Annotated in this window: 21 protein-coding genes; 16 read left to right on the top strand and 5 right to left on the bottom strand. The window is 57.1% G+C overall.

Features of this window, described 5'->3' with window-relative positions; genetic code table 11:
- The first annotated feature begins 1 nt into the window (after position 1).
- The 5 genes from QMX84_RS00185 to QMX84_RS00165 all read left to right on the top strand — a co-directional run bounded on the left by QMX84_RS00185 (position 2) and on the right by QMX84_RS00165 (position 6,012).
- Entirely contained in the window at positions 2-835 is an 834-nt protein-coding gene (locus QMX84_RS00185) for a carbohydrate ABC transporter permease (protein WP_048371715.1), read from the top strand.
- 22 nt (positions 836-857) lie between these two features.
- A complete protein-coding gene (ugpC, locus tag QMX84_RS00180) occupies positions 858-1,961 on the top strand; it encodes a sn-glycerol-3-phosphate ABC transporter ATP-binding protein UgpC (RefSeq protein WP_282362781.1) in 1,104 nt (367 codons plus the stop codon).
- Between the two features lie 30 nt (positions 1,962-1,991).
- On the top strand, positions 1,992-3,467 hold the full coding sequence (locus QMX84_RS00175; RefSeq protein ID WP_262125850.1) for a mannitol dehydrogenase family protein: 1,476 nt from the start codon (positions 1,992-1,994) through the stop codon (positions 3,465-3,467).
- A gap of 113 nt (positions 3,468-3,580) precedes the next feature.
- Complete coding sequence (gene xylB, locus QMX84_RS00170; protein ID WP_282362780.1) at positions 3,581-5,068, top strand: xylulokinase; 1,488 nt, start codon at positions 3,581-3,583, stop codon at positions 5,066-5,068.
- 5 nt (positions 5,069-5,073) lie between these two features.
- The gene (locus QMX84_RS00165; RefSeq protein WP_282362779.1) at positions 5,074-6,012 is read left to right on the top strand and encodes a carbohydrate kinase; all 939 of its coding nucleotides are present in this window, start codon (positions 5,074-5,076) and stop codon (positions 6,010-6,012) included.
- Positions 6,013-6,085: 73 nt separating this feature from the next.
- Here QMX84_RS00165 and QMX84_RS00160 read toward each other — a convergent pair whose 3' ends face one another.
- Positions 6,086-7,387, bottom strand: a complete 1,302-nt coding sequence (locus QMX84_RS00160; RefSeq protein ID WP_262125847.1) for an OprD family porin — start codon at positions 7,385-7,387, stop codon at positions 6,086-6,088.
- A 241-nt stretch (positions 7,388-7,628) separates the two neighbouring features.
- Between QMX84_RS00160 and QMX84_RS00155 the strand changes: the two genes are divergently transcribed.
- The 4 genes from QMX84_RS00155 (at position 7,629) to rarD (QMX84_RS00140) (ending at position 11,802) form a co-directional block, all read left to right on the top strand.
- On the top strand, positions 7,629-9,362 hold the full coding sequence (locus QMX84_RS00155; RefSeq protein WP_282362778.1) for an ATP-binding protein: 1,734 nt from the start codon (positions 7,629-7,631) through the stop codon (positions 9,360-9,362).
- 45 nt (positions 9,363-9,407) lie between these two features.
- Entirely contained in the window at positions 9,408-9,683 is a 276-nt protein-coding gene (locus tag QMX84_RS00150) for a peptidylprolyl isomerase (RefSeq protein ID WP_019409622.1), read from the top strand.
- 117 nt (positions 9,684-9,800) lie between these two features.
- Positions 9,801-10,685 carry an EamA family transporter RarD gene (rarD, locus tag QMX84_RS00145; protein ID WP_048371730.1) on the top strand — a complete coding sequence of 295 codons (885 nt, stop codon included), beginning with the start codon at positions 9,801-9,803 and terminating at the stop codon, positions 10,683-10,685.
- Between the two features lie 235 nt (positions 10,686-10,920).
- Positions 10,921-11,802 (top strand): EamA family transporter RarD, encoded by an 882-nt coding sequence (gene rarD, locus QMX84_RS00140; protein ID WP_262125845.1) that lies wholly within the window; start codon positions 10,921-10,923, stop codon positions 11,800-11,802.
- A 33-nt stretch (positions 11,803-11,835) separates the two neighbouring features.
- Here rarD (QMX84_RS00140) and QMX84_RS00135 read toward each other — a convergent pair whose 3' ends face one another.
- Together QMX84_RS00135 and QMX84_RS00130 are read right to left on the bottom strand one after the other, a co-directional pair.
- The gene (locus QMX84_RS00135; RefSeq protein WP_282362777.1) at positions 11,836-13,131 is read right to left on the bottom strand and encodes an ATP-binding protein; all 1,296 of its coding nucleotides are present in this window, start codon (positions 13,129-13,131) and stop codon (positions 11,836-11,838) included.
- A gap of 3 nt (positions 13,132-13,134) precedes the next feature.
- Entirely contained in the window at positions 13,135-13,836 is a 702-nt protein-coding gene (locus QMX84_RS00130; protein ID WP_048371735.1) for a response regulator transcription factor, read from the bottom strand.
- 179 nt (positions 13,837-14,015) lie between these two features.
- Between QMX84_RS00130 and QMX84_RS00125 the strand changes: the two genes are divergently transcribed.
- Genes QMX84_RS00125 through QMX84_RS00115 form a run of 3 tightly spaced genes read left to right on the top strand, consistent with a single transcriptional unit; the run spans position 14,016 to position 18,969 of the window.
- A complete protein-coding gene (locus QMX84_RS00125; RefSeq protein WP_282362776.1) occupies positions 14,016-15,170 on the top strand; it encodes an efflux RND transporter periplasmic adaptor subunit in 1,155 nt (384 codons plus the stop codon).
- A gap of 2 nt (positions 15,171-15,172) precedes the next feature.
- Positions 15,173-18,274, top strand: coding sequence for an efflux RND transporter permease subunit (locus tag QMX84_RS00120; RefSeq protein WP_282362775.1), 3,102 nt, complete (start codon positions 15,173-15,175; stop codon positions 18,272-18,274).
- A 56-nt stretch (positions 18,275-18,330) separates the two neighbouring features.
- Positions 18,331-18,969, top strand: a complete 639-nt coding sequence (locus QMX84_RS00115; RefSeq protein WP_123749092.1) for a DUF1345 domain-containing protein — start codon at positions 18,331-18,333, stop codon at positions 18,967-18,969.
- A 99-nt stretch (positions 18,970-19,068) separates the two neighbouring features.
- Here the strand turns inward: QMX84_RS00115 and hppD are convergent, their stop codons facing one another.
- Entirely contained in the window at positions 19,069-20,145 is a 1,077-nt protein-coding gene (hppD, locus tag QMX84_RS00110) for a 4-hydroxyphenylpyruvate dioxygenase (protein ID WP_048371743.1), read from the bottom strand.
- A gap of 329 nt (positions 20,146-20,474) precedes the next feature.
- Here hppD and QMX84_RS00105 point away from each other — a divergent pair, with 329 nt between their 5' ends.
- From QMX84_RS00105 to QMX84_RS00090, 4 genes are all read left to right on the top strand, one after another.
- Positions 20,475-22,031: an EAL domain-containing protein gene (locus QMX84_RS00105; RefSeq protein WP_262125842.1), complete on the top strand. Its 1,557-nt coding sequence runs from the start codon at positions 20,475-20,477 to the stop codon at positions 22,029-22,031.
- A 219-nt stretch (positions 22,032-22,250) separates the two neighbouring features.
- Complete coding sequence (locus tag QMX84_RS00100; protein WP_153335908.1) at positions 22,251-22,610, top strand: histone-like nucleoid-structuring protein, MvaT/MvaU family; 360 nt, start codon at positions 22,251-22,253, stop codon at positions 22,608-22,610.
- A 454-nt stretch (positions 22,611-23,064) separates the two neighbouring features.
- The gene (gloA, locus tag QMX84_RS00095) at positions 23,065-23,586 is read left to right on the top strand and encodes a lactoylglutathione lyase (protein WP_262125841.1); all 522 of its coding nucleotides are present in this window, start codon (positions 23,065-23,067) and stop codon (positions 23,584-23,586) included.
- Between the two features lie 146 nt (positions 23,587-23,732).
- Entirely contained in the window at positions 23,733-24,320 is a 588-nt protein-coding gene (locus QMX84_RS00090) for a TetR/AcrR family transcriptional regulator (RefSeq protein WP_282362774.1), read from the top strand.
- A 109-nt stretch (positions 24,321-24,429) separates the two neighbouring features.
- Here the strand turns inward: QMX84_RS00090 and ahpF are convergent, their stop codons facing one another.
- A complete protein-coding gene (ahpF, locus tag QMX84_RS00085) occupies positions 24,430-25,992 on the bottom strand; it encodes an alkyl hydroperoxide reductase subunit F (protein ID WP_262125839.1) in 1,563 nt (520 codons plus the stop codon).
- Between the last annotated feature and the right edge of the window lie 48 nt (positions 25,993-26,040).

The raw sequence follows: 26,040 nt of genomic DNA, 5'->3' as shown, positions 1-26,040 counted from the left end.
CGTGATGACACTCCAACAATCCCGCCGTCTGCAAAGCGTGCTGCTCGGCACCCTGGCCTGGGCCATCGCGATCCTGATTTTCTTCCCGATCTTCTGGATGGTGCTGACCAGCTTCAAGACCGAACTCGACGCGTTTGCCTCGCCGCCGCAGTTTATCTTCACCCCGACCCTGGAAAACTACCTGCACATTGAGCAGCGCAGTGGCTACTTTCACTTTGCCTGGAACTCGGTGGTGATCTCGTTCACCGCGACCCTGCTGTGCATGTTGATCGCGATCCCGGCCGCCTACTCCATGGCGTTCTACGAGACCAAGCGCACCAAAGGCACGCTGCTGTGGATGCTCTCCACCAAGATGCTGCCGCCGGTGGGCGTGCTGATGCCGATTTACCTGTTGGCCAAAACTTTCGGCCTGCTCGACACCCGCGTCGCGCTGATCATCATCTACACCTTGATCAACCTGCCGATTGTGGTCTGGATGATTTACACCTACTTCAAGGACATCCCCAAAGACATCCTCGAAGCCGCCCGGCTGGACGGCGCCACCCTGTGGCAAGAGGTGATTCGCGTGCTGCTGCCCATCAGCAAGGGTGGCCTGGCGTCGACCTTGTTGCTGTCGCTGATTCTGTGCTGGAACGAAGCCTTCTGGTCGCTGAACCTGACGTCCTCCAGCGCTGCACCGCTGACCGCCCTGATCGCCTCTTATTCAAGCCCTGAAGGGTTGTTCTGGGCCAAATTGTCGGCCGTCTCGACCCTTGCCTGCGCGCCGATCCTGATTTTCGGCTGGATCTGCCAGAAGCAACTGGTGCGCGGCTTGTCTTTCGGCGCTGTTAAATAAAAATAACGACTGGAGGCTCATCATGGCCAACCTGAAAATCAAGAATTTGCAAAAAGGTTTCGAAGGGCTAACGATCATCAAGGGCATTGACCTTGAAGTGAATGACCGGGAATTCGTGGTGTTTGTCGGCCCGTCGGGCTGCGGTAAATCGACTCTGCTGCGCCTGATTGCCGGGCTTGAAGAAGTCACCGGCGGGACCATCTCCCTGGACGGACGTGACATCACCGAAGTCAGCCCGGCCAAGCGTGACCTGGCGATGGTGTTCCAGACCTACGCGCTGTACCCGCACATGACCGTGCGCAAGAACATGTCGTTTGCCCTTGATCTGGCGGGCGTGCCCAAGGCCGACGTTGAGAAAAAGGTCAACGAAGCGGCGCGCATCCTTGAACTGGCGCCCTTGCTCGAGCGCAAGCCCAAGCAGTTGTCTGGCGGGCAACGCCAGCGCGTGGCTATTGGCCGGGCGATTGTGCGCAATCCGAAGATTTTCCTGTTTGACGAGCCGCTGTCCAACCTTGATGCAGCACTGCGGGTGCAAATGCGCCTGGAACTGGCGCGCCTGCATCAGGAACTGCAAGCCACCATGATTTACGTGACACACGATCAGGTTGAAGCCATGACCCTGGCCGACAAGGTGGTGGTGCTCAACGCCGGTAAAATCGAACAGGTCGGCTCGCCGCTGGAGCTGTATCACCACCCGGTCAATCTGTTTGTCGCAGGCTTTCTCGGCACGCCGAAAATGGGCTTTTTGAAAGGCAAAATCAGCCGCCTCGATAGCCAAAGCTGCGAAGTCGCGCTGGAGGCGGGCACGCGCATTCAACTGCCATTGAGCGGCCCTTCGCTGAGCCTGGGCAGCGAGGTGACATTGGGCATTCGCCCCGAGCACCTGAATTTGGCCAAGCCCGGTGACTGCACCCTGACGGTCACCGCTGACGTCGGCGAGCGCCTGGGCAGCGACACCTATTGCCATGTGATCACTGCCTGTGGCGAACCCCTGACCATGCGTATTCGCGGTGACATGGCGAGCCAGTACGGCGAGCAATTGCACCTGCATCTGGACAGTGAACATTGCCATTTATTTGATGCCCAAGGGCTGGCCATTAGCCGTTCCTTGCGTGCTGCTGCCTGACTCTGACGCGCTTTTTTTGAGATCGCACCCATGAAATTGAACCGTCGTAACCTCGACAACCTGACCCCAAAAGTGGCCAAGCCAACCTACCTCGACAGCGACACGCAGCACGGCATCGCGCACTTCGGGGTCGGCGGCTTTCACCGCGCGCATCAGGCGTTTTATACCGATGCGCTGATGGATCAAGGGCGCGATCTGGATTGGAGCATCTGCGGTATCGGCCTGCGCCCCGAGGACCGCAAAGTGCGTGACGACCTGGCCGGCCAGGACTACCTCTATACCTTGTTCGAACTGGGCGACAGCGACGACACACAAAGTCGCATCATCGGCTCGATCAGCGACATGCTGCTGGCCGAAGACAGCATCCAGGCGGTGATCGACAAACTGGCCAGCCCGCATATTCGCATTGTCTCGCTGACCATCACCGAAGGTGGCTACTGCATCGACGACAGCACTGGCGAATTTATGGCTCATCTGCCGCAAATTCAGCAGGACCTGGCCCAGCCGCACGCACCGCGCACGGTATTTGGCGTGTTGTGTGCCGCCCTCGCCCAGCGCCGCGCCAACAACACCCCGGCCTTTACCGTGATGTCGTGCGATAACTTGCCGCATAACGGCAATGTAGCCCGCAAAGCCCTGCTGGCCTTCGCCGCATTGAGCAACCCGGACTTGCATGACTGGATCGCCGCCAACGTCAGCTTCCCCAATGCCATGGTCGACCGCATCACGCCCATGACCAGCAATGCCCACCGCTTGCAACTGCACGACCAGTTGGGCATCGACGATGCCTGGCCGGTGGTGTGCGAACCGTTTATTCAATGGGTGCTGGAGGACAAGTTCAGCAACGGCCGCCCCGCCTGGGAAACGGTGGGCGTGCAGCTCACCGATGACGTTACGCCCTATGAAGAAATGAAGATCAAACTGCTCAACGGCAGCCATCTGGCGCTGACGTACTTGGGCTTTTTGAAGGGCTATCGCTTCGTCCACGACACCATGAACGACCCGCTGTTTGTGGCGTACATGCGTGCCTATATGGACAAAGACGTCACCCCGCAACTGGCGCCCGTGCCGGGTATTGACCTTGCAGCCTACAAAAACACGCTGGTGCAGCGCTTCTCCAATCAGGCGATTGCCGACCAATTGGAGCGCGTGTGCTCTGACGGCTCGTCGAAATTCCCCAAATTTACCGTGCCGACAATCAATCGCCTGATTGCCGACGGCGCTGAATTGAAGCGTGCAGCCCTGGTGGTCGCAGCGTGGGCGTTGTACCTCAAGGGGGTTGATGAAAACGGGCAAACCTATGCCATTCCGGACCCGCGGGCTGAATTCTGCCAGGCGTTGGTGGCTGACGACGAACTGATCGTGCAGCGCCTGCTGGGGGTTGAGGAGATTTTTGGCACGGCAATCGCGCAGTCGGCCGAGTTTGTGGCGGCGTTTGAGTGGTGCCTCAACAGTTTGCGTGAAGTGGGCGTGAGCGGGACGCTGGAGAGTCTGGCGCGGCTGTAAAATCACCCTGTGGCCGCAGTGCGGTCCGCAGGGCCGCCGTTTGGGGTCGCTGCGCAACCCATCGCAGCCTCGTACCTCGTCAGCGGCTACATGCACTACAAGGCTATGTCTCAATGAAACATCTATATCTGGGCATCGATTGCGGCACCCAGGGCACAAAAGCCCTGGTCCTCGACAGCCAGTCCGGCCAGGTGCTGGGGCTGGGGGCTGCCGCTCACACATTAATCCAGGGCGAAAACGGGCGTCGCGAGCAAGACATCGGGCAATGGCTAGAGGCCTTGCAGATCGCCACCCGCCAGGCCCTGGACAACGCCGGGGTCAGCGGCCTGCAGATTCAAGGCATTGGCGTCAGCGGCCAACAGCACGGGCTGGTATTGCTGGACGCAGAGGGTAACGTCCTGCGCCCGGCCAAACTCTGGTGTGACACCGAGTCCAGCGCCGAAAACCAACAACTGCTGGACTGGCTGGGCGGTGATGGCGGGTCGCTGGAGCGCCTGGGGCTGGTGATTGCACCGGGTTATACCGTGTCCAAACTGCTCTGGACACGCCGTCACCATCCGCAGGTACTTGAACAGGCCGCGCATATTCTGCTGCCCCACGACTACCTGAACTTCTGGCTGACGGGGCGCTATTGCAGTGAATATGGCGACGCTTCCGGCACCGGCTATTTCAATGTGCGAACCCGCCAGTGGGACCTCGGCATCTTGCGCCATATCGACCCCAGCGGGCGTCTGGAACAGGCGCTGCCGCAGTTGCTGGAACCCCATCAAGCGGTCGGCACACTGCGCCCGCACGTCGCCCACTTGCTGGGCCTTAACCCGAATGCCGTGGTGTCCAGCGGAGGCGGCGACAACATGCTGGGCGCCATCGGTACGGGCAATATCAGCCCGGGGATCATCACCATGAGCCTCGGCTCGTCGGGCACCGTGTACGCATTTAATGCGCAAGCGCAGGTCAGCCCGGATGCCTCGGTGGCGAGCTTTTGTTCCTCCAGCGGCGGCTGGCTGCCGCTGATTTGCACCCTCAACCTGACCAACGCCACCAGCGCTGTTCGTGAATTGTTCGGGTTGTCCGTCGAGGTCTTTAACACGCTGGCCAGCCAGGCCCCGATTGGCGCCGACGGGGTCAGCATGCTGCCGTTTTTGAACGGTGAACGGGTGCCTGCCCTGCCCCATGCCACCGGCAGTGTTCAGGGCCTGACCCTGACCAACATGACCCAGGCCAACCTGTGCCGCGCCGCCATCGAAGGCACCACCTTTGGTTTGCGTTACGGTCTGGACTTATTGCGCCGTAACGGCCTGCAAAGCCAGGCCATCCGCCTGGTTGGCGGCGGCTCCAAAAGCGCACTGTGGCGCCAGATGGTGGCCGACATCATGAATACCCCGGTGGTCTGTACCGAACAAAGCGAAGCGGCGGCACTGGGGGCGGCCATTCAGGCGGCATGGTGTGTCAGCGCAGGTGCCGAGACCCTTGAAGACCTCTGCCAACGTTGCGTGCGGCTAGAGTCAAACAGCCAGACACACCCCGACCCGACCCATGTCCTCGCCTATGAACAGGCTTATCAGCGCTACCGAGAGCAGGTAAGCGCCTTAACCGAGTGAGACTTATGTACCTGGTATGCGGTGAAGCGTTATTTGATTTTTTTGCCCAGGCGGACACGGCCGGCTTGCCGAATAAAGTCGGCTTTAATGCGATTGCCGGTGGTTCGCCCTTCAACGTGGCCGTAGGCTTGCGTCGACTGGGCGTCGAAGCCGGGTTGTTTGCCGGGCTTTCAACGGACTATCTGGGCAAACGCCTGAAACAGGTCCTGCTCAACGAAGGCGTGGCGGATCAGTATTGGTGGGAGATCGATGCCCCCACCACCCTGGCCATGGTCGCGCTGGATGCCAATGGCGTGCCCAACTATAGCTTTCGCGGAGAAGGCTGTGCCGACCGGCAACTGCACGTGCAGCACCTGCCAACGTTGGGGCCGCAAGTACGTGGTGTGCACGTCGGCTCGTTCTCGCTGGTGGTGCAACCGATTGCCGATACGTTGCTGGCCTTGGTGCAACGCGAAAGCGGCAAGCGCCTGATCAGCCTTGACCCGAATGTGCGGCTCAATCCTGAGCCTGATATCGAGGTGTGGCGCCAGCGGATCAAGCAACTGATCCCCTATGCCGACCTGATAAAAGTCAGCGATGAAGACCTTGAGTTGCTGTATCCGGGACAAGACCCGGAGCAGATCGCGCAATCCTGGTTGAGTCAGCGTTGTCAGTTGGTGTTTTTGACCCGGGGTGCCCAGGGCGCAAGTGTGTTCAGTCGCGAACACGGGCAGTATTCGGTGCCAGCGCAGACGGTGACCGTGGCCGATACCGTGGGTGCCGGTGACACCTTTCAGGCTGCGGTCATCGCATGGTTGACCGAGCAGCAACGGGATTCAATAGAAGGCTTGCAGCAGTTGAGCAAAGCGGACATCGCCGCCCTGCTCGATTTTGCATGCCGTGCGGCGGCACTGACCTGCAGCAAAACCGGGCCGGATTTGCCGTACCGTCACCAATTGGATTGACACATCTCTTGTAGGAGCGAGCTTGCCTCGCGATCTTTTGATCTTTAAAAGCTCGCTCCTATAGGGGGGATGGTTACCAGATCGACAGGTTATAGCCGACGATCAGTCGTGTTTCGTCGACGTCGCGGGCGAATTTTGAGTAGTTGGTGCGGTAGGTCGCATTTCTGAAGCGCACGCTGACGTCTTTGAACAGGCCGCTCTGCACCACGTATTTGAGCTCGCTGTCGCGTTCCCACTCTTTGCCTTCTTCGTTGCGGCCAACCACTTTGATGTTGTCGCCGTTAACGTATCGGGTCATGAAGGACAAACCGTCGATGCCCATGGCTTTAAAGTCGTAGTCGTAACGCAGTTGCCACGAGCGCTCTTGCGCGTTGGCAAAGTCGTTGACCTGAAGATAGTTGACCAGGTAAGGGTTGGTCCCATCCAGGTACGGCATTGAGGTCTTGCCGTTCAGGGTCTGCCAACCGGCACCGAACTTATGACCGCCCAACGAGTACGACAGCAAGGTGCCAAAGGCACGGTTATCGATGGTCCCGGCTCTGGACGAGCCGCTGTCATCGCTTTTCAGCAAGCGCACATCGGCGGCCAGCACACCCGGCCCCATCGGCTGCTTGGTCAACAGGCCAATGAACTGCTGACGGTAAATGTCTTGCAGCTCAGCGTAGTGGTACTGCGCCGTCAGTTGGTCGTTAACCTTGTAATCGAGGCCGTACATGGTGAAATGGTCAGCCGTGATGTTGCAGGCATAACGCTTGTTTTTGCAGTTCAGCCGCAGGTCCTGGGAGTCGGTGGAGTCCCGTGCGGTGTAGCGGTCCAGACGCGAAGCCATGAACTTCAGGTCTTTGATTTCCTGAGACTCCAGCATCGCGCCGTTGAAGATGTTGGGCAGCAAACGGCCGTCGTTGTACTTGAGCAACGGCAGGTCAGGCAGCAAGGTGCCGTACTTGAGCACGGTCTTGGAAACACGCATTTTGGCGGTCAGGCCACCTTTGGCGTATTGATCTTTGGAACGACGCGGATCGCTGCCGGTCGAAGGCAGCAGGCCGCTGTTACTGTTGGCCGGGCTGGAGTCCAACTTGATCCCCAGCATGCCCAGCGCGTCGAGGCCAAAGCCGACGGTGCCTTCGGTGTAACCCGATTGCAGGTTGAGGATAAAGCCTTGCGCCGTCTCGTCGCGCTTGGAAGCGCCTTGAGGGCTTGAACTGCTGCCATCGCGGAAGTCGCGATTGAAGTACACCGTGCGCGACTCCAGCGAGCCGCTGCTGTCTTCAAAAAAACCGCCGGCCTGCGTCTGGGCAGCGAAACCGGCACACACGGCCAGTGCACTCATACGCGCCATGCGGCTTTGCTTCAACGATGAAAAAGGATGAACCATGACCATGCTCCAGCAGCGAATCTTTCGCGCAACAAAAACAAGGGACGTCGCACCTGCGGTGAAATACCGAAGCGAATCCCTTGCCTGTAAAAACGGGGCGCAATTGTACGAAAGGCTATGCTGGACACTCATTGGACCTTAGTCGCACGCTCAAGCACGGGCTTTTTAAGATCATTAATAGCCTTTAGCCGCTATCCGGCATTAAATACACTTCTTTTAGCTTCACACTCGGGACTTATCCATGAGCGCCGTTTTTACCACCCGCCAACTCACGGCGTTGGCACGCAGCCCTTTGGGCCAGATCAATGACTGGCCGCAAAGCCTGCGCACCAGTGCGCAAATGGTCATGCACTCACCCATGCCAATGTTGTTGCTGTGGGGCGAAGAACTGACGCAAATCTACAACGAAAGTTTTGCCGCACTGGCGGGCAACAAGCACCCGGCAGGCTTTGCTCAGCCGCTGCATTTCAGCTGGCCGGAATACGCAGAGTTCAGTCGACCGGTGATTGCCTCGGTGTGGGCCGGACAAAGCCGCTCGTACCTGGACCAGTACTTTCTTTACCCGGACCAGAAGCACGCCACCGAACTCTGGCTGGACCTGACCTTCAGCCCGGTTCATGACGAGCAAGGCAACGTGGCGGGCATCCTGATGACGGCAGTCAAGACCTCGCGTCGCAGGCGCACCGCCATCAAGTTGCGCCAACGCTCTCTGGCCAGCCGCAAAGCCCAGCATGACACTGAAGAGCGTCTGCAATTGGCACTCACCGCCACCAACGGCGTCGGTACCTGGGACTGGAACATTGACCAGGACCTGTTTGTGACCGACAGCCGCTTCGCGCAAATGCACGGCATCGAGCCGCAGCTTTCCGGGCAATTGCCGATCACCGCCTACCTGCAAGGCGTGCACCCTGATGACCGCGCACTGCTGACCCGTACGATCAAGGACTGCGTGACCCGCAACGGCGAGTATGCCCAGGAATATCGCCTGCAGAACCTGGACGGCAAGGTGCGCTGGATTTTTGCCCGGGGCCGTTGTTTTTCCGGCGGCCCAGGCAGTGCTCAACGCTTTATGGGCGCGGCGCTGGACATCACCGAGCGTAAAAAAACCGAACAAGCGCTGCTCAATCTCAATGAAACCCTTGAGGAGCGCGTTGCGCAGCGCACCCAGGCATTGGCCGAAGCCAACGCACAACTGCAACGCGAGATGCAAGAGCGTGAACGGGCCGAAGAAGCTTTGCGGCATGCCCAGAAAATGGAAGCCGTGGGCCAGTTAACCGGTGGTATCGCCCACGACTTCAACAATATGCTCACCGGGATTCTCGGCAGCCTGGACTTGATGAAGCGTTATATCGCGGCCGGTCGGATCACTGAAGTGGGTCGTTTTACCGACGCAGCGGTGTCTTCGGCACAGCGTGCAGCGGCCCTGACCCACCGATTGCTGTCGTTTTCCAGGCGCCAATCACTGGACCGCAGACCGCTGGACCCCAACCAACTGGTAAGCTCACTGCAAGCGCTGTTCAGCAGTACCAAAGGGGCCAACATTGATTTGCACGTTGAACTGGGCGAAGACGTATGGGCCGTGAACACTGACAGCGGCCAGCTCGAAAGCGCCCTGCTCAACCTGATTATCAATGCCCGGGACGCCATGCCGGAAGGCGGCGAGTTGGTCGTGCGTACCGCCAACACCTACCTCACGGACAGCCAGTCCAGCACGCTTGAGCCGATCAAGGCCGGTGAGTATGTGATGTTTGAAGTCAGCGACAACGGTGCAGGCATGACCCCACAAATTCTTGCCAAGGCCTTTGACCCGTTCTTTACCACCAAGCCGGTGGGCCAAGGTACGGGGTTGGGCCTGTCGATGATTTACGGCTTTGCCCAGCAGTCCGGCGGGCACGTCAGCATCATCAGCGAAAGTGGCTCCGGCACCCGCGTGCGCTTGCACTTGCCGCGCTACCTTGAGAAAACTCAGGCATAATCCGCGCCCTCGTAAAAAGCCCCACAGTTGCAAGGTATCTGCCCCATGAAAGCTCAAGCCCGCCACATTCTGGTCAAGACCGCCGAAGAAGCCGAGTCGCTCAAGCAGCGCATTGCCAAAGGCGAAGCCTTCGATGTGCTGGCCAAAAAGTTCTCGACCTGCCCGTCAGGCAAGCGCGGGGGTGACTTGGGCGAAGTGCGTCCGGGGCAGATGGTCGGGGTGATTGATCAGATCATCTTCAAAAAGCCGCTGCGCGTGGTGCACGGCCCGGTGAAGAGCAAATTTGGCTATCACCTGGTGCAAGTGTTTTATCGCGACTGAATCGGTTAACCCTGCGGGAACAAACCCCTACCTCTTTTATGTTATTGCCCTGCACCTTCCATAGCCTCAAGCTATGCACTTCCTAAAAATCATAAAGTGCGTTTCAACGAGGCTGTTGTGTCCAAAGGTATTGTTTTATCGGTTCTGGCATCGAGCCTGTTCGGTGTCATGTATTACTACACGTCCATGCTGTGGCCCCTGAGCGGAGCTGAGATCTTTGGTTGGCGGATGCTTCTAACGCTGCCATGCATGACGCTGTTCATGTTTTTCTCGGGTGACTGGCGACACGTCCCGGTGATCTTCTCCCGCCTGCGCAAGCAGCCTAGGTTGTGGGGCGTGCTGGCGGCTTCCAGCGCGTTGGTGGGGGTGCAACTCTGGCTGTTCCTGTGGGCGCCGCTTAACGGGCATAGCCTGGATGTGTCGCTGGGGTACTTTTTGCTGCCGCTGACCATGCTGCTGACCGCGCGCATCGTGTTTGGCGAGCACTTGTCGCACTTGCAAAAAATCGCTGCGGCCCTGGCCACCATCGGTGTGGCCAACGAGGTCTATCGCGTGGGCGGGTTCTCATGGACCACGCTGCTGGTGGCCATTGGTTACCCGGTGTATTTCGTGCTGCGCAAACGCATGGCGACCGACAATCTCGGCGGTTTGTGGTTTGATATGCTGTTGCTGATCCCGATTGCCTGGTGGTTCGTGCAAAGCGGCGAACACGGTTTCGACGTGGCCAGCGAGCGAGCAGCGTTGTATGTACTGATCCCGATTCTGGGCGGTATCAGTGCCCTGGCCCTGATCAGCTACATCATTGCCAGCCGGATGCTGCCGTTCAGCCTGTTCGGCTTGCTCAGTTATGTTGAACCGGTGTTGTTGGTTCTTGTCGCCCTGCTGCTGGGCGAAAGCATCAGCTCAGGCCAATGGCTGACGTACATCCCGATCTGGCTGGCGGTGATGGTACTGATCTTCGAAGGGTTCAAACACTTGGTGCGCCAGCGTCGGTCTGTGTAGCGTTTGAGCCGACCCGAGTGTTGCCCAAACTACCGTTAATCACTTTTTCAGAAAACACGAACGCTCGTTTAAAACGACTTTGGCCCAGTATTTGCTTGGACTTTTAGAGTTTGATCATTTTCTGTAAGTCCTTGAGCCAAGTCACTGGTTTAAAAGGGATTTGCCAACGACCTCCAACAACCTCAATCTATGTGCCCACTCTCATGAGTAACGCTGTAGATCCATTGAGGTTGTTGTGTCTAAAGGTATTGTTTTATCGATTTTGGCTTCCTGCTTGTTTGGCGTCCTGTACTACTTCACTTCCCTGCTTTGGCCGCTTGATGGCCAGGAAATCTTCGGATGGCGAATATTGATCTCGCTGCCCTTCATGACTCTGTTTATCTGCTTCTCTGGTGATTGGAAATGGGTTCCCATAATTTTCAATCGCTTACGAGATAAACCTCTTCTAATTCCTTGCGTGCTGATCACTAGCTTTCTGGTCGGTGTGCAGCTATGGATGTTTATGTGGGGGCCGCTCAACGGGCATGGCCTGGATGTGTCACTGGGTTACTTTCTGCTGCCGCTGACGATGATTCTCACCGGGCGCATTGTCTACGGCGAGCATCTCTCGCATTTGCAGAAAATAGCCACCGCCCTTGCCGTGATTGGCGTGGCGAACGAGTTGTACCGCACCGGCGGGTTCTCCTGGACCACACTGGTTGTGGCCATCGGCTACCCGATGTACTTCGTGCTGCGCAAGAAAATCGGCATCGATAACCTGGGCGGTCTGTGGCTGGACATGCTGCTGATGGTGCCGGTTGCGCTGTGGTTTGTGCTGGCAGGCCAGCATGTAGACCTCGATGCGCAACGCCAGGCGCTGTATTGGTTGGTGCCCTTGATGGGGATCATCAGTGCGGCCGCCGGCTTTTCTTATATTCTCGCCAGCCGCTTGCTGCCTTTCAGCCTGTTTGGCCTGCTGAGCTACGTTGAGCCGGTACTGCTGGTGGCCGTCGCACTGCTGCTGGGCGATAGCCTGGAAGAAGGTCAATGGCTGACCTATGGCCCGATCTGGCTGGCCGTTGCGGTTCTGGTGCTTGAAGGCTTGAAACACGTAAGCCGCCAACGCCGCTCGATCTGAGGCAAGGCGCGGGTTCGCCCGCGCCACGTTGCGTCAGGCTGGCAACCACAGCTTGAAACGCGCCCCGCCCAGGGGCGATTGCTCAACATTCAAGGTGCCGCCCTGGGCTTCCAGGGCTCGCCTGCTGATGGCCAACCCCAGGCCAAAACCACCGGTTGCCCGATCGCGGCTGCGGTCCAGGCGATAAAACGGCTCAAAGATGCGTTCTCGTTCTTGCTCGGGAATGCCGATGCCGTCGTCATCCACCCACAGTGAACAGCCCTTCGAGTTGAGGCTAACCCCGACCTGGATCCGTCGATCGCAGTAACGCATGGCGTTGCGTAACAGGTTTTGCAAGGCTCGGGCCGTCAGCCGCGGATCGAGGGCAAAACGCTCTTCGGTGCCGTGCAGCATCACGTCGAGGACGATTTCCGGGGCTTCAAGCTCTTCGTCAAAACTGCCGAGGATGCTGTCGATAAACTCTGCCAACGACACCTCGATGCGCTCAGGGACCAGCGCCGGGTTTTGCAGACGGCTGAACGACAGCAATTCCAGCACCAATTCATCCAGTTCGCGAATATGCCCGACCAGCACTTGCAAACGCTCACGACTGGCTGGCGGCAGGTCATCACAGAGTGCCAGCGCCAGGCCAAAATCGAGGCGGGTCAATGGGGTACGCAACTCATGTGAGACCGCGTTGAGCAAATCACGCTGCTGGTTGAGCAGGTTCTCGATGTCCTGGGCCATCGTGTCAAAGGCGCTGGCCAGGCTGTAGATGTTGGAGCGTGGAGATATCTGCGTACGCTCGCTAAGCTGCCCCTGACCAATACGTGCTGCCGTGCGCTTGAGGCGCTCAAGATCGCGCCAGTGCGGGCGCAGCCACAGCAATAAGCCCGCGAGCAATGCCGCACCAATCAACACGTTGATGCTCCAATACAGCACGTTAAGGTCAAACGGATCAGGCGGCATCACCAGTTCGATGGCCTGCTCGCCGTTCAGCGGCGAAACCACCCGTGTGCGCCAGCCCCACTCACCAATACGCAACACGCCCTGCCCCTGATGCAACTGGTGCTGCTCGGCGGTGCTGAACTGCGGGTCAGTAATGGGCAGCAGATTGATCCGCAGCGGCGCGAATTGGCTATCAAGAGCCTGTGCTAACTCAGGCCACTGTTGCGCAGGCACCTGGTCAAACTGCTTGACCAGCAAGGCTTGCATGCCGCGTGACATATCAACGTTGTAGTTCATGAAACGGTCGTGGAACACCGCCACGATCATTTCCGGCACTAAATAAATGGCCCCGGCGAACGTCACGATGGTCACCAGGTACAGCCGGATGAGAATTTTGAACACGAATCAGCATTCCCATTCCGAGCGGCTGAACAAGTAACCCTTGCCCCACACGGTTTTGATTTTGCGGGCTTCACCGGCGTCATCGTCGAACTTGCGGCGCAATTTGGAGATGGCCACGTCAACCGAACGATCGGTGCCGTTGAATTCGATGCCGCGCAGACGTTGCAGGATCTGGTCGCGGCTGAGCACTTCGCCGGCATGCCGGGCCAACACCACTAAGAGGTTGTATTCGCCGCTGGACAGTTCGATGATGTCGCCGCGCCATGTCACTGTGCGTTCCGACAAGTCGATGCACAGGTTGCCCATCAGGATCCGGTCACTGGCGACGTGAGGCTCTGCCAGGCTGCTACGCCGCAATAAAGTGCGTACACGCGCCAACAGGACGCGAGGGTCGCAAGGTTTTGTCACATAATCGTCGGCCCCCATCTCTAGCCCCAGAACCTGATCATGACTATCGTCGCGCGCAGTCAACATCAGGATCGGTAAGCTTTCGGAGTCGGCGCGCAGCAATCGGCAGACCTGCAAACCATCCAGCCCCGGCAACATCAGGTCGAGAATCACCAGATCCGGGGGGTTGTTTCGCGCTCGATCACGCACTTGGTCACCGCGCGCAATGACATTGACCTGGTAACCATTGCGTTCCAGATAGCTGGCGATCAGTTCGGAGAGTGCGGCGTCGTCTTCGACCAGCAAGATAGTGGGCATAATAAATGCTTACAACCGGGGGAAAACCCAAAGGATATACAACCTCTCAGGGATAGGAGCAGAACCTTCACACTTTTTCACACACCGCCTACACAGCTTCACAACGCCTTTTGCGTGCTGCGCTTAGCATGCCAAGGTCTTTTACAGACTTACCCTGCATATATAAGAAGGCACGAACGTTGAAAAAGCTCTTCGTCCCGCTATGTTTTTCGGCACTGGCTTTAGCCTTGAGTGCCTGCGGTAAAACTCCGGCCACTGAAGAAAAAACGCCTGTGGTCAAGGTCAGCACTGAAGTCATCGTCCCGCAAGCGCTGTCGATCAATAACGAACTGAGTGGCCGCGTGGTTGCGCCGCGTGTCGCGCAGGTCAGCGCGCGGGTGGCGGGTGTCGTCCTCAAGCGCGCTTTCGAAGAAGGCAGCGAAGTCAAACAAGGTGACGTGCTGTTTATTATTGATCCTGCGCCGTTGCAGGCCGATCTGGACAGCGCGCAAGCAGCACTGCGCAAATCCGAGGCACTTGCCCTCCAGGCAAAACTGCAAGACCAGCGTTACAGCGCCTTGGTCGACAGCAATGCCGTGAGCCGTCAGGACTACGACAATGCCCGCGCGCAATCGCTGCAGGCACAGGCCGAAGTTGCCGCCAACAAGGCCGCTGTACAGCGGGCAAAACTGAATCTGGGTTATGCCACCGTGACAGCGCCGATTTCCGGGCGTATCGGTCGTGCGCTGGTCACCGAAGGTGCACTGGTTGGCCAGGGTGAAGTGACACCGCTGGCGCGCATCCAGCAGTTGGACCCGATTCAGGTTGACCTGATGCAATCGACCCGTGACCTCGACAACCTGCGCGATTCATTTCGCGCCGGGGACTTGCAACAGGTTGGCAAGAATCAGGCACGCGTCACCTTGATCCGCGATAACGGCAGCCTCTATCCGGTGCCAGGCAAGCTGTTGTTTACCGATGTCAGCGTTGACCCAAGCACCGGGCAGATCATTCTGCGCAGTGAGTTTGCCAACCCGGACCGCGACTTGTTGCCGGGCAGCTTTGTACGCGTGCGCCTGGAACAGGCGGTCAACAAGCAAGGTATCAGCGTGCCGCAACGGGCCATTCTGCGTGACAGCGCGGGGGTGGCGCAGGTGCTGCTGGTAGATGCTGAAAGCAAGGTCAAACAACAGCCTGTGCAACTGGGCGGCGTGATCAATGATCGCTGGATCGTCAACGAAGGCCTGAAGGCGGGAGACCGCATTGTGATCGAAGGCCTGCAACACGCACGTCCCGGTGAACAGGTGCAAATTGATGACCCGACACCTCCCCTCGCACATTCCACGGATCGGTGAGCATGCCGCAGTTTTTTATCGATCGCCCGATCTTTGCCTGGGTCGTAGCGTTATTTATTGTGCTGGCCGGAGCCTTGGCGCTGCCGAAGCTGCCCGTGGCCAAATACCCCGTGGTCGCCCCGCCGCAAGTTGAAGTGTATGCGGTGTACCCTGGCGCGTCGGCGCATACCCTGGACGAAAGCGTGGTCAGCCTGATTGAGCAAGAGCTCAACGGCACCGACGGCCTGCTGTATTTCGAGTCCCAAAGTAGCCTGGGCAGTGCCAGCATTACGGCCACGTTCAAGCCGGGTACCGACCCGGAAATGGCCCAGGTCAACGTACAAAACCGCCTTAAAGCGGTGGAGTCGCGTTTGCCACAAGCAGTTATCCAGCAAGGCTTGCAGGTGGAGAAAATCTCCTCGGGCTTCTTGATGCTGGTAACACTGACAGCAGACCCGAGCAGCGGGCTGGATGAGGTCGCCCTCAGCGACTACCTGGCGCGCAACGTGATGAACGAGATCAAGCGCGTTGAAGGGGTCGGCAAGGCTCAGCAGTATGGCTCTGAACGGGCCATGCGAATCTGGATCGACACGCAAAAACTGATTGGTTTCAACCTGACCCCGGCCGACGTCAACGAAGCGATTGCCAATCAGAACGCGCAAGTGTCTGCCGGCAGCATCGGTGATTTGCCGGGGCGCTCGACCCAGGAAATTACCGCCACGGTGCTGGTTAAAGGCCAACTGTCGAGCCCGCAAGAGTTCGGCGATATTGTCCTGCGCGCCAACCCGGACGGCTCCACGGTCCGGGTCAGCGATGTGGCACGGGTTGAGATCGGCAGCCAGGAATACCAGTACGGCACCCGCCTGAACGGTAAGTCGTCCAGCGCTTTCAGCGTCAAACTGGCACCTGAGGCGAACGCCTTGAGTACCGGTAATATGATCCGCGCCAAGATGGATGAACTGAGCCGCTACTTCCCCGAGGGCGTTGAGTACAAGATCCCTTATGACACCACGCCGTTCGTCAAAGTCTCGATCACCAAGGTGGTGTACACCCTGATCGAAGCCATGGTGCTGGTGTTCGCGGTGATGTTCCTGTTCTTGCAGAATATCCGTTACACGCTGATCCCGACCCTGGTGGTGCCTGTCGCGCTGATGGGCACGTTCGCCACGATGCTGGTCCTGGGTTTCTCGATTAACGTACTGACCATGTTCGGCATGGTACTGGCCATCGGGATTCTGGTGGACGACGCGATTGTGGTGGTAGAGAACGTTGAGCGGATCATGCTCAGCGAAGGCTTGCCGCCCCGCGAGGCCACGCACAAAGCCATGACTCAAATCAGCGGGGCGATCATCGGGATTACTCTGGTACTGGTGGCCGTGTTCATTCCCATGGCGTTTATGCCGGGCTCGGTGGGCGTGATCTATCAGCAGTTCTCGGTGGCGATGGCAACCTCGATTCTGTTCTCGGCATTCTTGGCCCTATCGCTGACCCCGGCTCTGTGCGCGACGCTGCTCAAGCCCATTGCCAAGGGTGAGCACCATGCCAAGGGCGGCTTTTTTGGCTGGTTCAACCGCAAATTCGAGCGTCTGTCTGAAGGCTATGAGCATTGGGTGGTGCACCTGATCAAGCGCAGCGGCCGTTATCTGTTGCTTTACGGTGCTTTGCTGGTGGTGCTGGTGGTGTGCTTTGCGCGCCTGCCCTCCTCTTTTCTACCCGTTGAGGATCAGGGCTTCATCATTACTGACATTCAGTTGCCGCCGGGTGCCAGCCAGGGCCGGACGATCGCGGTGGCCAAGCAGATCGAAGCTCACTACGCGGAAGAACCCGGGGTCAGCAACGTGACCATGATCCTGGGCTTCAGCTTCTCGGGTAGCGGGCAAAATGCGGCGCTGGCGTTCACCACCTTCAAAGACTGGTCGAGCCGAGGCATCAAGGATTCCGCTTCTGCCATCGCAGACCGCGCGAACGCAGCGTTTGGCGAGCTCAAAGACGCCGTGGCGTTCTCCATTTTGCCGCCCGCGGTCAGTGGCCTGGGCACATCCAGCGGTTTTGAACTGCGCCTGCAAGACCGTGGCGGCGTCGGTTATGACGTGCTGATGCAAGCGCGCACCGAGTTGATGGCCCTGGCCGAGAAAAGCCCGGTACTGGCTAACGTGCGCGAAGACTCCCTGGCAGAAAGCCCGCAAGTGCAACTCGAAGTCGATCGCAAACGGGCCAATGCGCTGGGTATTTCGTTTGCCGACATCGGTAATGTGCTGTCGACCGCCGTGGGCTCTACCTACGTCAATGACTTCCCCAATCAGGGGCGCATGCAACGGGTTGTCGTACAGGCTGAAGGCGATCAACGCAGCCAGGTTGAAGACCTGCTGAAGATCAATGTGCGCAATAACCTGGGGAAAATGGTGCCATTGTCGGCGTTTGTCGAAGCGCGCTGGATTCAAGGCCCGTCGCAGATGTCCCGCTACAACGGTTATCAGGCGGTGAGTATTTCTGGCGAAGCAGGTCCGGGCCACACAACGGGTGAAGCCATGCTGGAAATGCAACGCCTGGTTGATCAGTTGCCGGCAGGCATCGGCCTTGAATGGACGGGGTTGTCGCTGCAGGAAAAGCTCTCCGGCTCTCAGGCGCCGTTGTTGTTGGGCCTGTCGTTGCTGGTGGTGTTCTTGTGCCTGGCAGCGCTGTATGAAAGCTGGTCGATCCCCACCGCAGTGCTGTTGGTGGTGCCATTGGGCGTGCTCGGTGCGGTGTTGGCGGTGACGTTGCGCGGCATGCCGAATGACGTGTTCTTCAAAGTGGGCTTGATTACGATTATTGGCTTGTCGGCCAAGAACGCCATTTTGATCATCGAATTCGCCAAGACCCTGTACGACGAAGGCCACGACCTGGTTGAGGCCACGGTGAAAGCCGCTCGCCTGCGTTTGCGCCCGATTGTCATGACTTCGTTGGCCTTCATCCTCGGCGTTGTGCCTCTGGCGATTGCTACGGGCGCCAGCTCGGGCAGCCAGCAAGCCATTGGTACAGGCGTTATCGGCGGCATGATCGTCGCCACATTGGCCGTGGTGTTTGTGCCGGTATTCTTTGTGGTGGTGATGAAACTGACCCGCAGCAAACCGCGTAAACGTTAACGCCTGCTTCACGTGCTAAGGTTCGGCAATGCCCAGTAACATGGATTGTATTGACGATGCCGCACCTTGCACGCACTCACCCTCGCCTGACCGCTGGCACCTTATTGGGGCTGGCGGTCGGCATCTTTAATCCCGCCACCTCGTTGACCACCAAGTTTCTATTGGGCTGGAACGCCGGTGTCTGGCTGTACCTGCTACTGACCTTGTGGTTGATGCTTCGCTCCAAGGTGGCCGACGTTAAACGCACCGCAGAAATAGAAGACGAAAATGCCAGCATGGTGCTGTTCACCGTGAGCTTCGCGGCGGTTGTCAGCCTGGCGGCGATTACTCTCGAACTCACCGGCAACAGCCAACTGCGTCACTCCGAGCAGTTGTTGCACTACGCCTTTACCGGGCTGACCGTGGTGGGTTCATGGCTGATGATCGGGGTGATTTTCGGCCTGCACTATGCGCGGCTGTTTTATAACAATGAAGGGACGGAGCCAGCCTTGCGCTTCCCCGAAGGTGAATTGAACCCGGATTATTGGGACTTCATGTATTTCTCTTTCACCCTGAGCGTTGCGGTACAAACGTCAGACGTAGAAGTCGCCACCCGCGAGATGCGCAAAGCCGTGCTGGGCCATTCGCTGCTGGGGTTTTTGTTCAATACGGCAGTGCTGGGGTTTTCGATCAACATTGCAGCGGGGCTGTTTTAACACCAACCGCCAAACGTGCAGAAGCGAGCGTGTCTCGCGATCTTTAGCGTGTTTAAAAGATCGCGAGGCAAGCTCGCTCCTATAGCGGTTTGCCGTTACTTAGTTGGCTTCAAGCACGCCACGACGAATCTGGTCGCGTTCGATGGATTCGAACAGTGCCTTGAAGTTACCCTCGCCAAAGCCGTCATCGCCCTTGCGCTGGATAAATTCGAAGAACACCGGGCCCATCAGGTTTTCCGAGAAGATTTGCAGCAACAGGCGCTTGTCACCTTCAACCGACGAGCCATCCAGCAGAATGCCGCGCGACTGCAGGGCTTCGACCGATTCACCATGGTCAGGCAGACGACCTTCGAGCATTTCGTAGTAGGTGTCTGGCGGCGCGGTCATGAAACGCATGCCGATTTTTTTCAATGCATCCCAGGTCTTGATCAAATCATCGGTCAAGAAGGCCACGTGCTGGATGCCTTCACCGTTGAACTGCATCAAGAACTCTTCGATCTGACCAGAGCCTTTGGACGACTCTTCGTTCAACGGGATACGGATCATGCCATCCGGTGCGGTCATGGCCTTGGAGGTCAAGCCGGTGTATTCGCCCTTGATGTCGAAGTAGCGAATTTCGCGGAAGTTGAACAGTTTTTCGTAAAAGTTGGCCCAGTAAGCCATGCGACCGCGATACACGTTGTGGGTCAGGTGGTCGATGATCTTCAGGCCCGCCCCCACTGGATGACGCTCTACTCCTTCAATAAACACGAAGTCGATGTCATAAATCGAACTGCCTTCGCCGTAACGGTCAATCAGGTACAACGGCGCGCCGCCAATGCCTTTGATGGCAGGCAGGTTCAACTCCATGGGGCCGGTCGGAATTTCGATGGGTTGAGCACCCAGTTCCAACGCACGGTTGTAGGCTTTTTGCGCGTTGGCTACGCGGAACGCCATGCCACACACGGAAGGCCCGTGCTCGGCGGCAAAATAGGACGCAACGCTGTGCGGCTCATTATTGAGGATCAGGTTGATATGGCCCTGGCGATACAGGTGCACGTCTTTGGAGCGATGGGTGGCCACCTTGGTGAAGCCCATGATTTCAAAGATAGGTTCGAGGGTATTGGCTACTGGCGCTGCGAATTCGATGAATTCAAAGCCCATCAGGCCCATTGGGTTTTCGTATAGATCGGCCATTTTGGCGCCTCATCAGAGTCATTTTTACAATTAACAGTAGGTTATTTGCCAAGAATGCTGAGGGACACAGGTGGCGCACAGGAGATCCCGCGTACACTGCGCGCCAGGAAATCTCCGTAGATCAGTTGAAACCCGAATATCTTCATTTACCCATCTCTTACGCGGTGGTGACGCCTGATGACAGGGGTCATTATTCTTGTATGCGTAAGCGGATTCTACATGGCGTAATCATGTTTGTCTTACATCATGTGAAATGACCCTGAACCAATGCTAGGCTTTGTCTATTCATCTCACCTTGCCGCAGTCGCCATCAGTCCTCGGGATCTTGAATGCAATTAACGCTCAAACGGACCCGAAAATGGACCGATCGCTACGCGCTGGTCGTACTCAGCGCGTTACTGCCCATCGTCCTCGGTGTTTTTATCATTGTCTGGCAGGCCAATCGATCACTGATATCAGAAGCCAGTGATACCGCTAAAGAGGCCGTTCGCCAATTCGATCTCATGTTGGACAATGCCAAGCTGGCCGCAGATTTTGTATCCCCTCTCGCAGGCCAGCCGTGCGAACAGGTTGAACTGGACCTGCGTGAACAGGTGACGCGCCGCCCTTTTGTCCGCTCAGTGAATCTGGTCTGGAATAACCAGATTTATTGCACATCCCTGTTTGGCAACTTTAAAGAACCGGTCAATGCGGCTGACTATAACAACGGCGTGTTGTGGCTCATGCCCGGCAACGCGGTTACGCCAGACCAGCCGCTACTGGTTTATCGCCGCGAAAAAGACCAGGCCGGTGCCATTGTCAGTCTCTACGGCCTGCACTTGATCAATGTCTTGAGCCTGATCAACCCCTATACGCAAATGATGTTTCAAGTGGGTAACAATTCCATAGACCGCTACGCAGTGGTGCGTAACACACCGTCTGCGCCTTATCCTGTCGCCTCTGTAAGCGTATCGTCTACGCAATATCCTTATCGCGTCATGGCAGGGTTTAGTGAAGGCACGTTGTGGCGTTTTATTAAAGCCCGGTACCTGGGCTTAGTGGCCCTTTTTATATTTTTGGGCTGCGTTTCCGGTGCGACCGTTGTCTGGCTGCAAAAGCGTTTGTCTTTATCCTCACCCACCCACGAACTGCAACGCGGGCTGGAAGCCGACGAGTTCATTCCTTACTTTCAGCCAGTGGTGCGCAGTGACACACAACAATGGGCCGGTGCCGAAGTCCTGATGCGCTGGCAACACCCAACTGAAGGGTTGGTGCGGCCTGATTTGTTTATTCCACTGGCGGAACACTCGGGTCTCATTGTGCCGATGACCCGTTCACTGTTTCGTCAAACTGCACAGCTACTGGCGCCTCACGCCAACAGCATGGTGCCGGGCTTTCACTTGGGCTTCAACATTAGCGCTCACCACTGTCACAGCCTTGAACTGATAGACGACTGCCGTGCGTTGCTTGAGGCATTCCCGCCGGGGCGCATTACGTTGGTACTGGAGTTGACTGAACGCGAGTTGATAATACCCAGCATGATCACTCACCAGTTGTTTGCTGAGCTGCGCGCGATGGGGATCATGATTGCGCTGGATGACTTTGGTACCGGGCACTCAAGCTTGAGCTACTTGCACGAATTCAACGTCGACTACTTGAAGATCGATCAAAGCTTTGTCGCCATGATCGGGGCAAATGCATTGTCCAGCCCGATCCTGGACAGCATCATTGACCTGAGTGCCAAGCTGAACCTCGGGCTGGTAGCTGAGGGGGTCGAAACTCAAGAGCAAAGTGAGTATCTCGCACTTAAAGGCGTAGAGTTTTTGCAGGGCTATCTATATGCCCGTCCGTTAACCGCTGAGGATTTCATTAAGTCTTTAGTGGAGCACTATCGAGTGTCGGTTTAAAGGTGCGAGGCGTTTTAACAGCAAATGCGAATATCGGCTGGCGCACGGGAAAATGACAACTACAATTTCGAACAGATTGAAGTTTATTGACAGTCAATAACAAAGCCCTGCTGATTCGGCTGAACTGTTGACTGGTGTCTCTGTCTACCCCTTGCATGCCTCGCCTCATTAATTCACTTCGGCCCAGTCAATGCCGAAGCCATGACCGGAGTAATGACCTTGTCCAGACTTGCTGAATACCGTGCTGCCGAAAAAGCCCTTCAAGAACAAATGGCCCAGTTGGAAGCCCTGAAGAATGATGCCGGGCTTAAAAAAGAAATCGAGTTCGAACAGAAACTTAAGGCGCTGATGAGTTCCTACGGCAAAGGCCTTAGAGAGATTATTGCCATCCTGGATCCAAACCCCTCCGCTGCGCGCCAAACAGCAGCACCAAAACAGCGCAAGGCGCGTGTTTTGAAAGTGTATAAAAACCCGCACACCGGCGAATTGATTGAAACCAAAGGTGGTAATCACCGCGGTTTGAAGGCATGGAAAGAACAATACGGCGCAGCCACTGTTGAATCCTGGGTTCGCACTTAATGCTTTAGTAGTATTAAAAACCCTGCCTGGCAGGGTTTTTTAATATCACTAACTAGCGTGACTTACAGACAGTGTGAAGCCCGTGCAATACGCGCAGTTAAGCAAAATGTTAACAAGCACTCACGATCAATTGTCACAATGATGACCCTCGCGGCGCGCACATTAAGCCCATTCCCCACCAGCAGATTCTGCCCAGATGAAAGGCCAAATTAACCGGTGTCCTTTCACAGTTTTTTCACACGATTCATCACAGGATAGAGGCTGCTAAAGGACTAGCGCCCCATGCCCGCTTCGGCGGGCTTCTTTTTGCCTGAATTTTGCCAATCCCCTCCCTACACTCCCGCGGAACATCCCAAACAACGATCTTTTGTTGCCCACGGGGTTCGCGCAGGCCGTCACATTCCGTATCATTCGTGCATCGACTGTTTACCCATGCATCACTTTCGGAGGGTTCATGAGCCTGCAAGAGCTGAACAACGTCCCTGGCGTAACCGCACAACCGGATAGCGCTACCCAACAATTCGTTTTCAACCACACCATGCTGCGCGTCAAAGACATCAAGAAATCCCTCGATTTCTACACCCGCGTCCTGGGTTTCACGCTGCTGGAAAAACGCGACTTCCCGGAAGCCGAATTCAGCCTGTACTTCTTGGCGCTGGTTGATAAAGCCGTGATCCCGGCTGACGATGCTGCCCGCACCGTGTGGATGAAATCCATCCCTGGCATCCTGGAGCTGACTCACAACCACGGCACCGAGAACGATGCCGATTTCGCTTACCACAACGGCAATACCGACCCCCGCGGTTTCGGCCATATCTGCATCGCGGTACCTGATATCGTCGCTGCCTGCGAGCGCTTTGAAGCCTTGGGCGTGGACTTCCAGAAGCGCCTGACTGACGGCCGCATGAAATCTCTGGCTTTTATCAAGGATCCGGACGCTTACTGGGTCGAGATCATTCAGCCGACCCCGCTGTAACCTGCGCAGGTCAAAAAACCCATGCTCGCTCATGGGTTTTTTTACGCCTGACATTTGAGCGTTGTTCAGAAGCGATCAAGCCCGTAGCATTAGATACGCCACGTATGTTGTGTGGATTGAATTGGATTCAGGAGATCTGCGCTTCCATGGTACGAACACGCAAAGAGATGATCGAAGACACGCGGCACAGGCTTTTGGCGGCAGGCAGACAAGCATTCGCGAACAAAGGCTATGCCGACTCTTCAATGGATGACTTCACTGCCAATGTCGGCCTGACCCGGGGAGCGCTTTATCACCACTTTGGCGACAAAAAAGGCTTGCTTGAGGCCGTCATCCAGCAAATAGACGCCGAGACGTCTGTACGCCTGCGCGCCATTACCGCTCAGGCGAACTCCACCTGGGATGGCTTTATCAATGAAAGCATCGCCTATATGGAGATGGCGATAGAGCCGGAAATCCAGCGTATTGTGCTGCTCGATGGCCCCGCAGTACTGGGCAACCCTGCCCTGTGGTCAAACCAGAACGCCTGCATTCAGGGCACCATGGAGTGCCTGGAGAAGCTGAAAAGCGAGCACGTCATCCAGGACATCGAGGTTGAAGCGACAGCCAGACTGCTGAATGGCGCCACATTGAGCGCCGCCTTGTGGATCGCCGCTGATCCACAACCACTGGCCGCACTGGAGAAAGCAAAAAATGCATTCGTCGCGCTGGCCAATGGTTTGCTGAAAGATTAAAACCCCTAGGCGTAATACTTTTAGCACACATCAAAAAGCGCAGCCCGTGGGCTGCGCTTTTGTTTACGGAGAGGCTTTGCTAATGCAACGCGACTCTATTGCCGAGCAATCAATCCGGCGCCGAAGTGCGGATCAAGTGATCGAAAGCGCTCAGAGAGGCTTTAGCGCCTTCGCCGACCGCAATCACGATCTGCTTATAAGGCACTGTGGTCACGTCACCGGCAGCAAAGATCCCGGGTATCGATGTCTCACCACGTGCATCAACCACGATCTCGCCACGCGGAGTCAGCTCGATGGTGCCTTTGAGCCAATCGGTGTTAGGCAGCAGACCGATCTGCACGAAAATGCCTTCCAGCTCGACGGTGTGCAGCGCTTCTGTTGCACGGTCTTTGTAACGCAGACCGTTGACCTTCTGCCCGTCACCGGTCACTTCAGTGGTCTGGGCGTTAGTGATCACCGTTACGTTTGGCAAGCTGTTGAGCTTGCGCTGCAACACGGCGTCAGCGCGCAACTTGGTGTCAAACTCGAGCAATGTCACGTGTGACACGATCCCGGCCAGGTCAATGGCCGCCTCGACACCCGAGTTACCACCACCGATCACCGCAACGCGCTTGCCTTTAAACAGCGGGCCGTCACAGTGAGGGCAGTACGCCACACCACGGCTGCGGTATTCCTGCTCGCCCGGCACATTCATTTCGCGCCAGCGGGCACCGGTCGCCAAAATCAAGGTCTTGGCTTTGAGCGAAGCACCGCTGGCGAATTTAACTTCGTGCAGCTCGCCCGCTTTGCCCGGCAACAGCTTGTCAGCACGCTGCAGGTTCATGATGTCGACGTCGTATTGCTTGACGTGTTCTTCCAGCGCGGTGGCCAGTTTCGGACCTTCGGTTTCCTGCACCGAGATAAAGTTCTCGATCGCCATGGTGTCGAGCACCTGGCCGCCGAAGCGTTCTGCCGCCACACCGGTACGAATGCCTTTACGCGCTGCGTAGATGGCCGCCGCTGCACCGGCTGGGCCGCCACCGATAACCAGCACATCAAAGGCCTCTTTGGCGCTGATTTTTTCGGCCTGACGCTCAATGGCGCTGGTGTCCAGCTTGCCAAGGATCTCTTCCAGGCCCATGCGGCCCTGACCGAAGTTAACCCCGTTCAGGTAAACGCTCGGCACCGCCATCACTTGACGCTCGGTGACTTCGTCCTGGAACAGCGCGCCGTCAATCGCCACGTGGCGAATGTTCGGGTTCAACACTGCCATCAAATTCAGCGCCTGCACCACATCCGGGCAGTTCTGGCATGACAGCGAGAAATAGGTCTCGAAGTTGAACTCACCTTTAAGGGAGCGGATTTGTTCAATCACTTCGGCACTGGCTTTCGATGGGTGGCCGCCGACTTGCAGCAGGGCCAGCACCAGCGAAGTAAATTCGTGGCCCATCGGGATACCAGCAAAACGCAAGCTGATATCGCCGCCTGGACGGTTCAACGAGAACGAAGGCTTACGCGCATCGTTGCCGTTATCCAGCAAGGTAATCTGGCTGGACAGGCTGGTAATTTCTTTTAACAGGTCATGCATTTCACGGGATTTCGCACCGTCGTCGAGAGACGCAACGATCTCGATCGGCTGTGTGACCCGCTCCAGGTATGACTTCAACTGTGCTTTTAGATTGGCGTCCAACATACGGGCGATCTCCTAACTGTTTAATTCTGTGTCAAAAAAAACGCCCGA

It is taken from the genome of Pseudomonas sp. PS01297, assembly GCF_029959305.1.
GTDB lineage: Bacteria > Pseudomonadota > Gammaproteobacteria > Pseudomonadales > Pseudomonadaceae > Aquipseudomonas > Aquipseudomonas helleri.
This window is presented reverse-complemented; position numbering and strand designations above follow the sequence as displayed.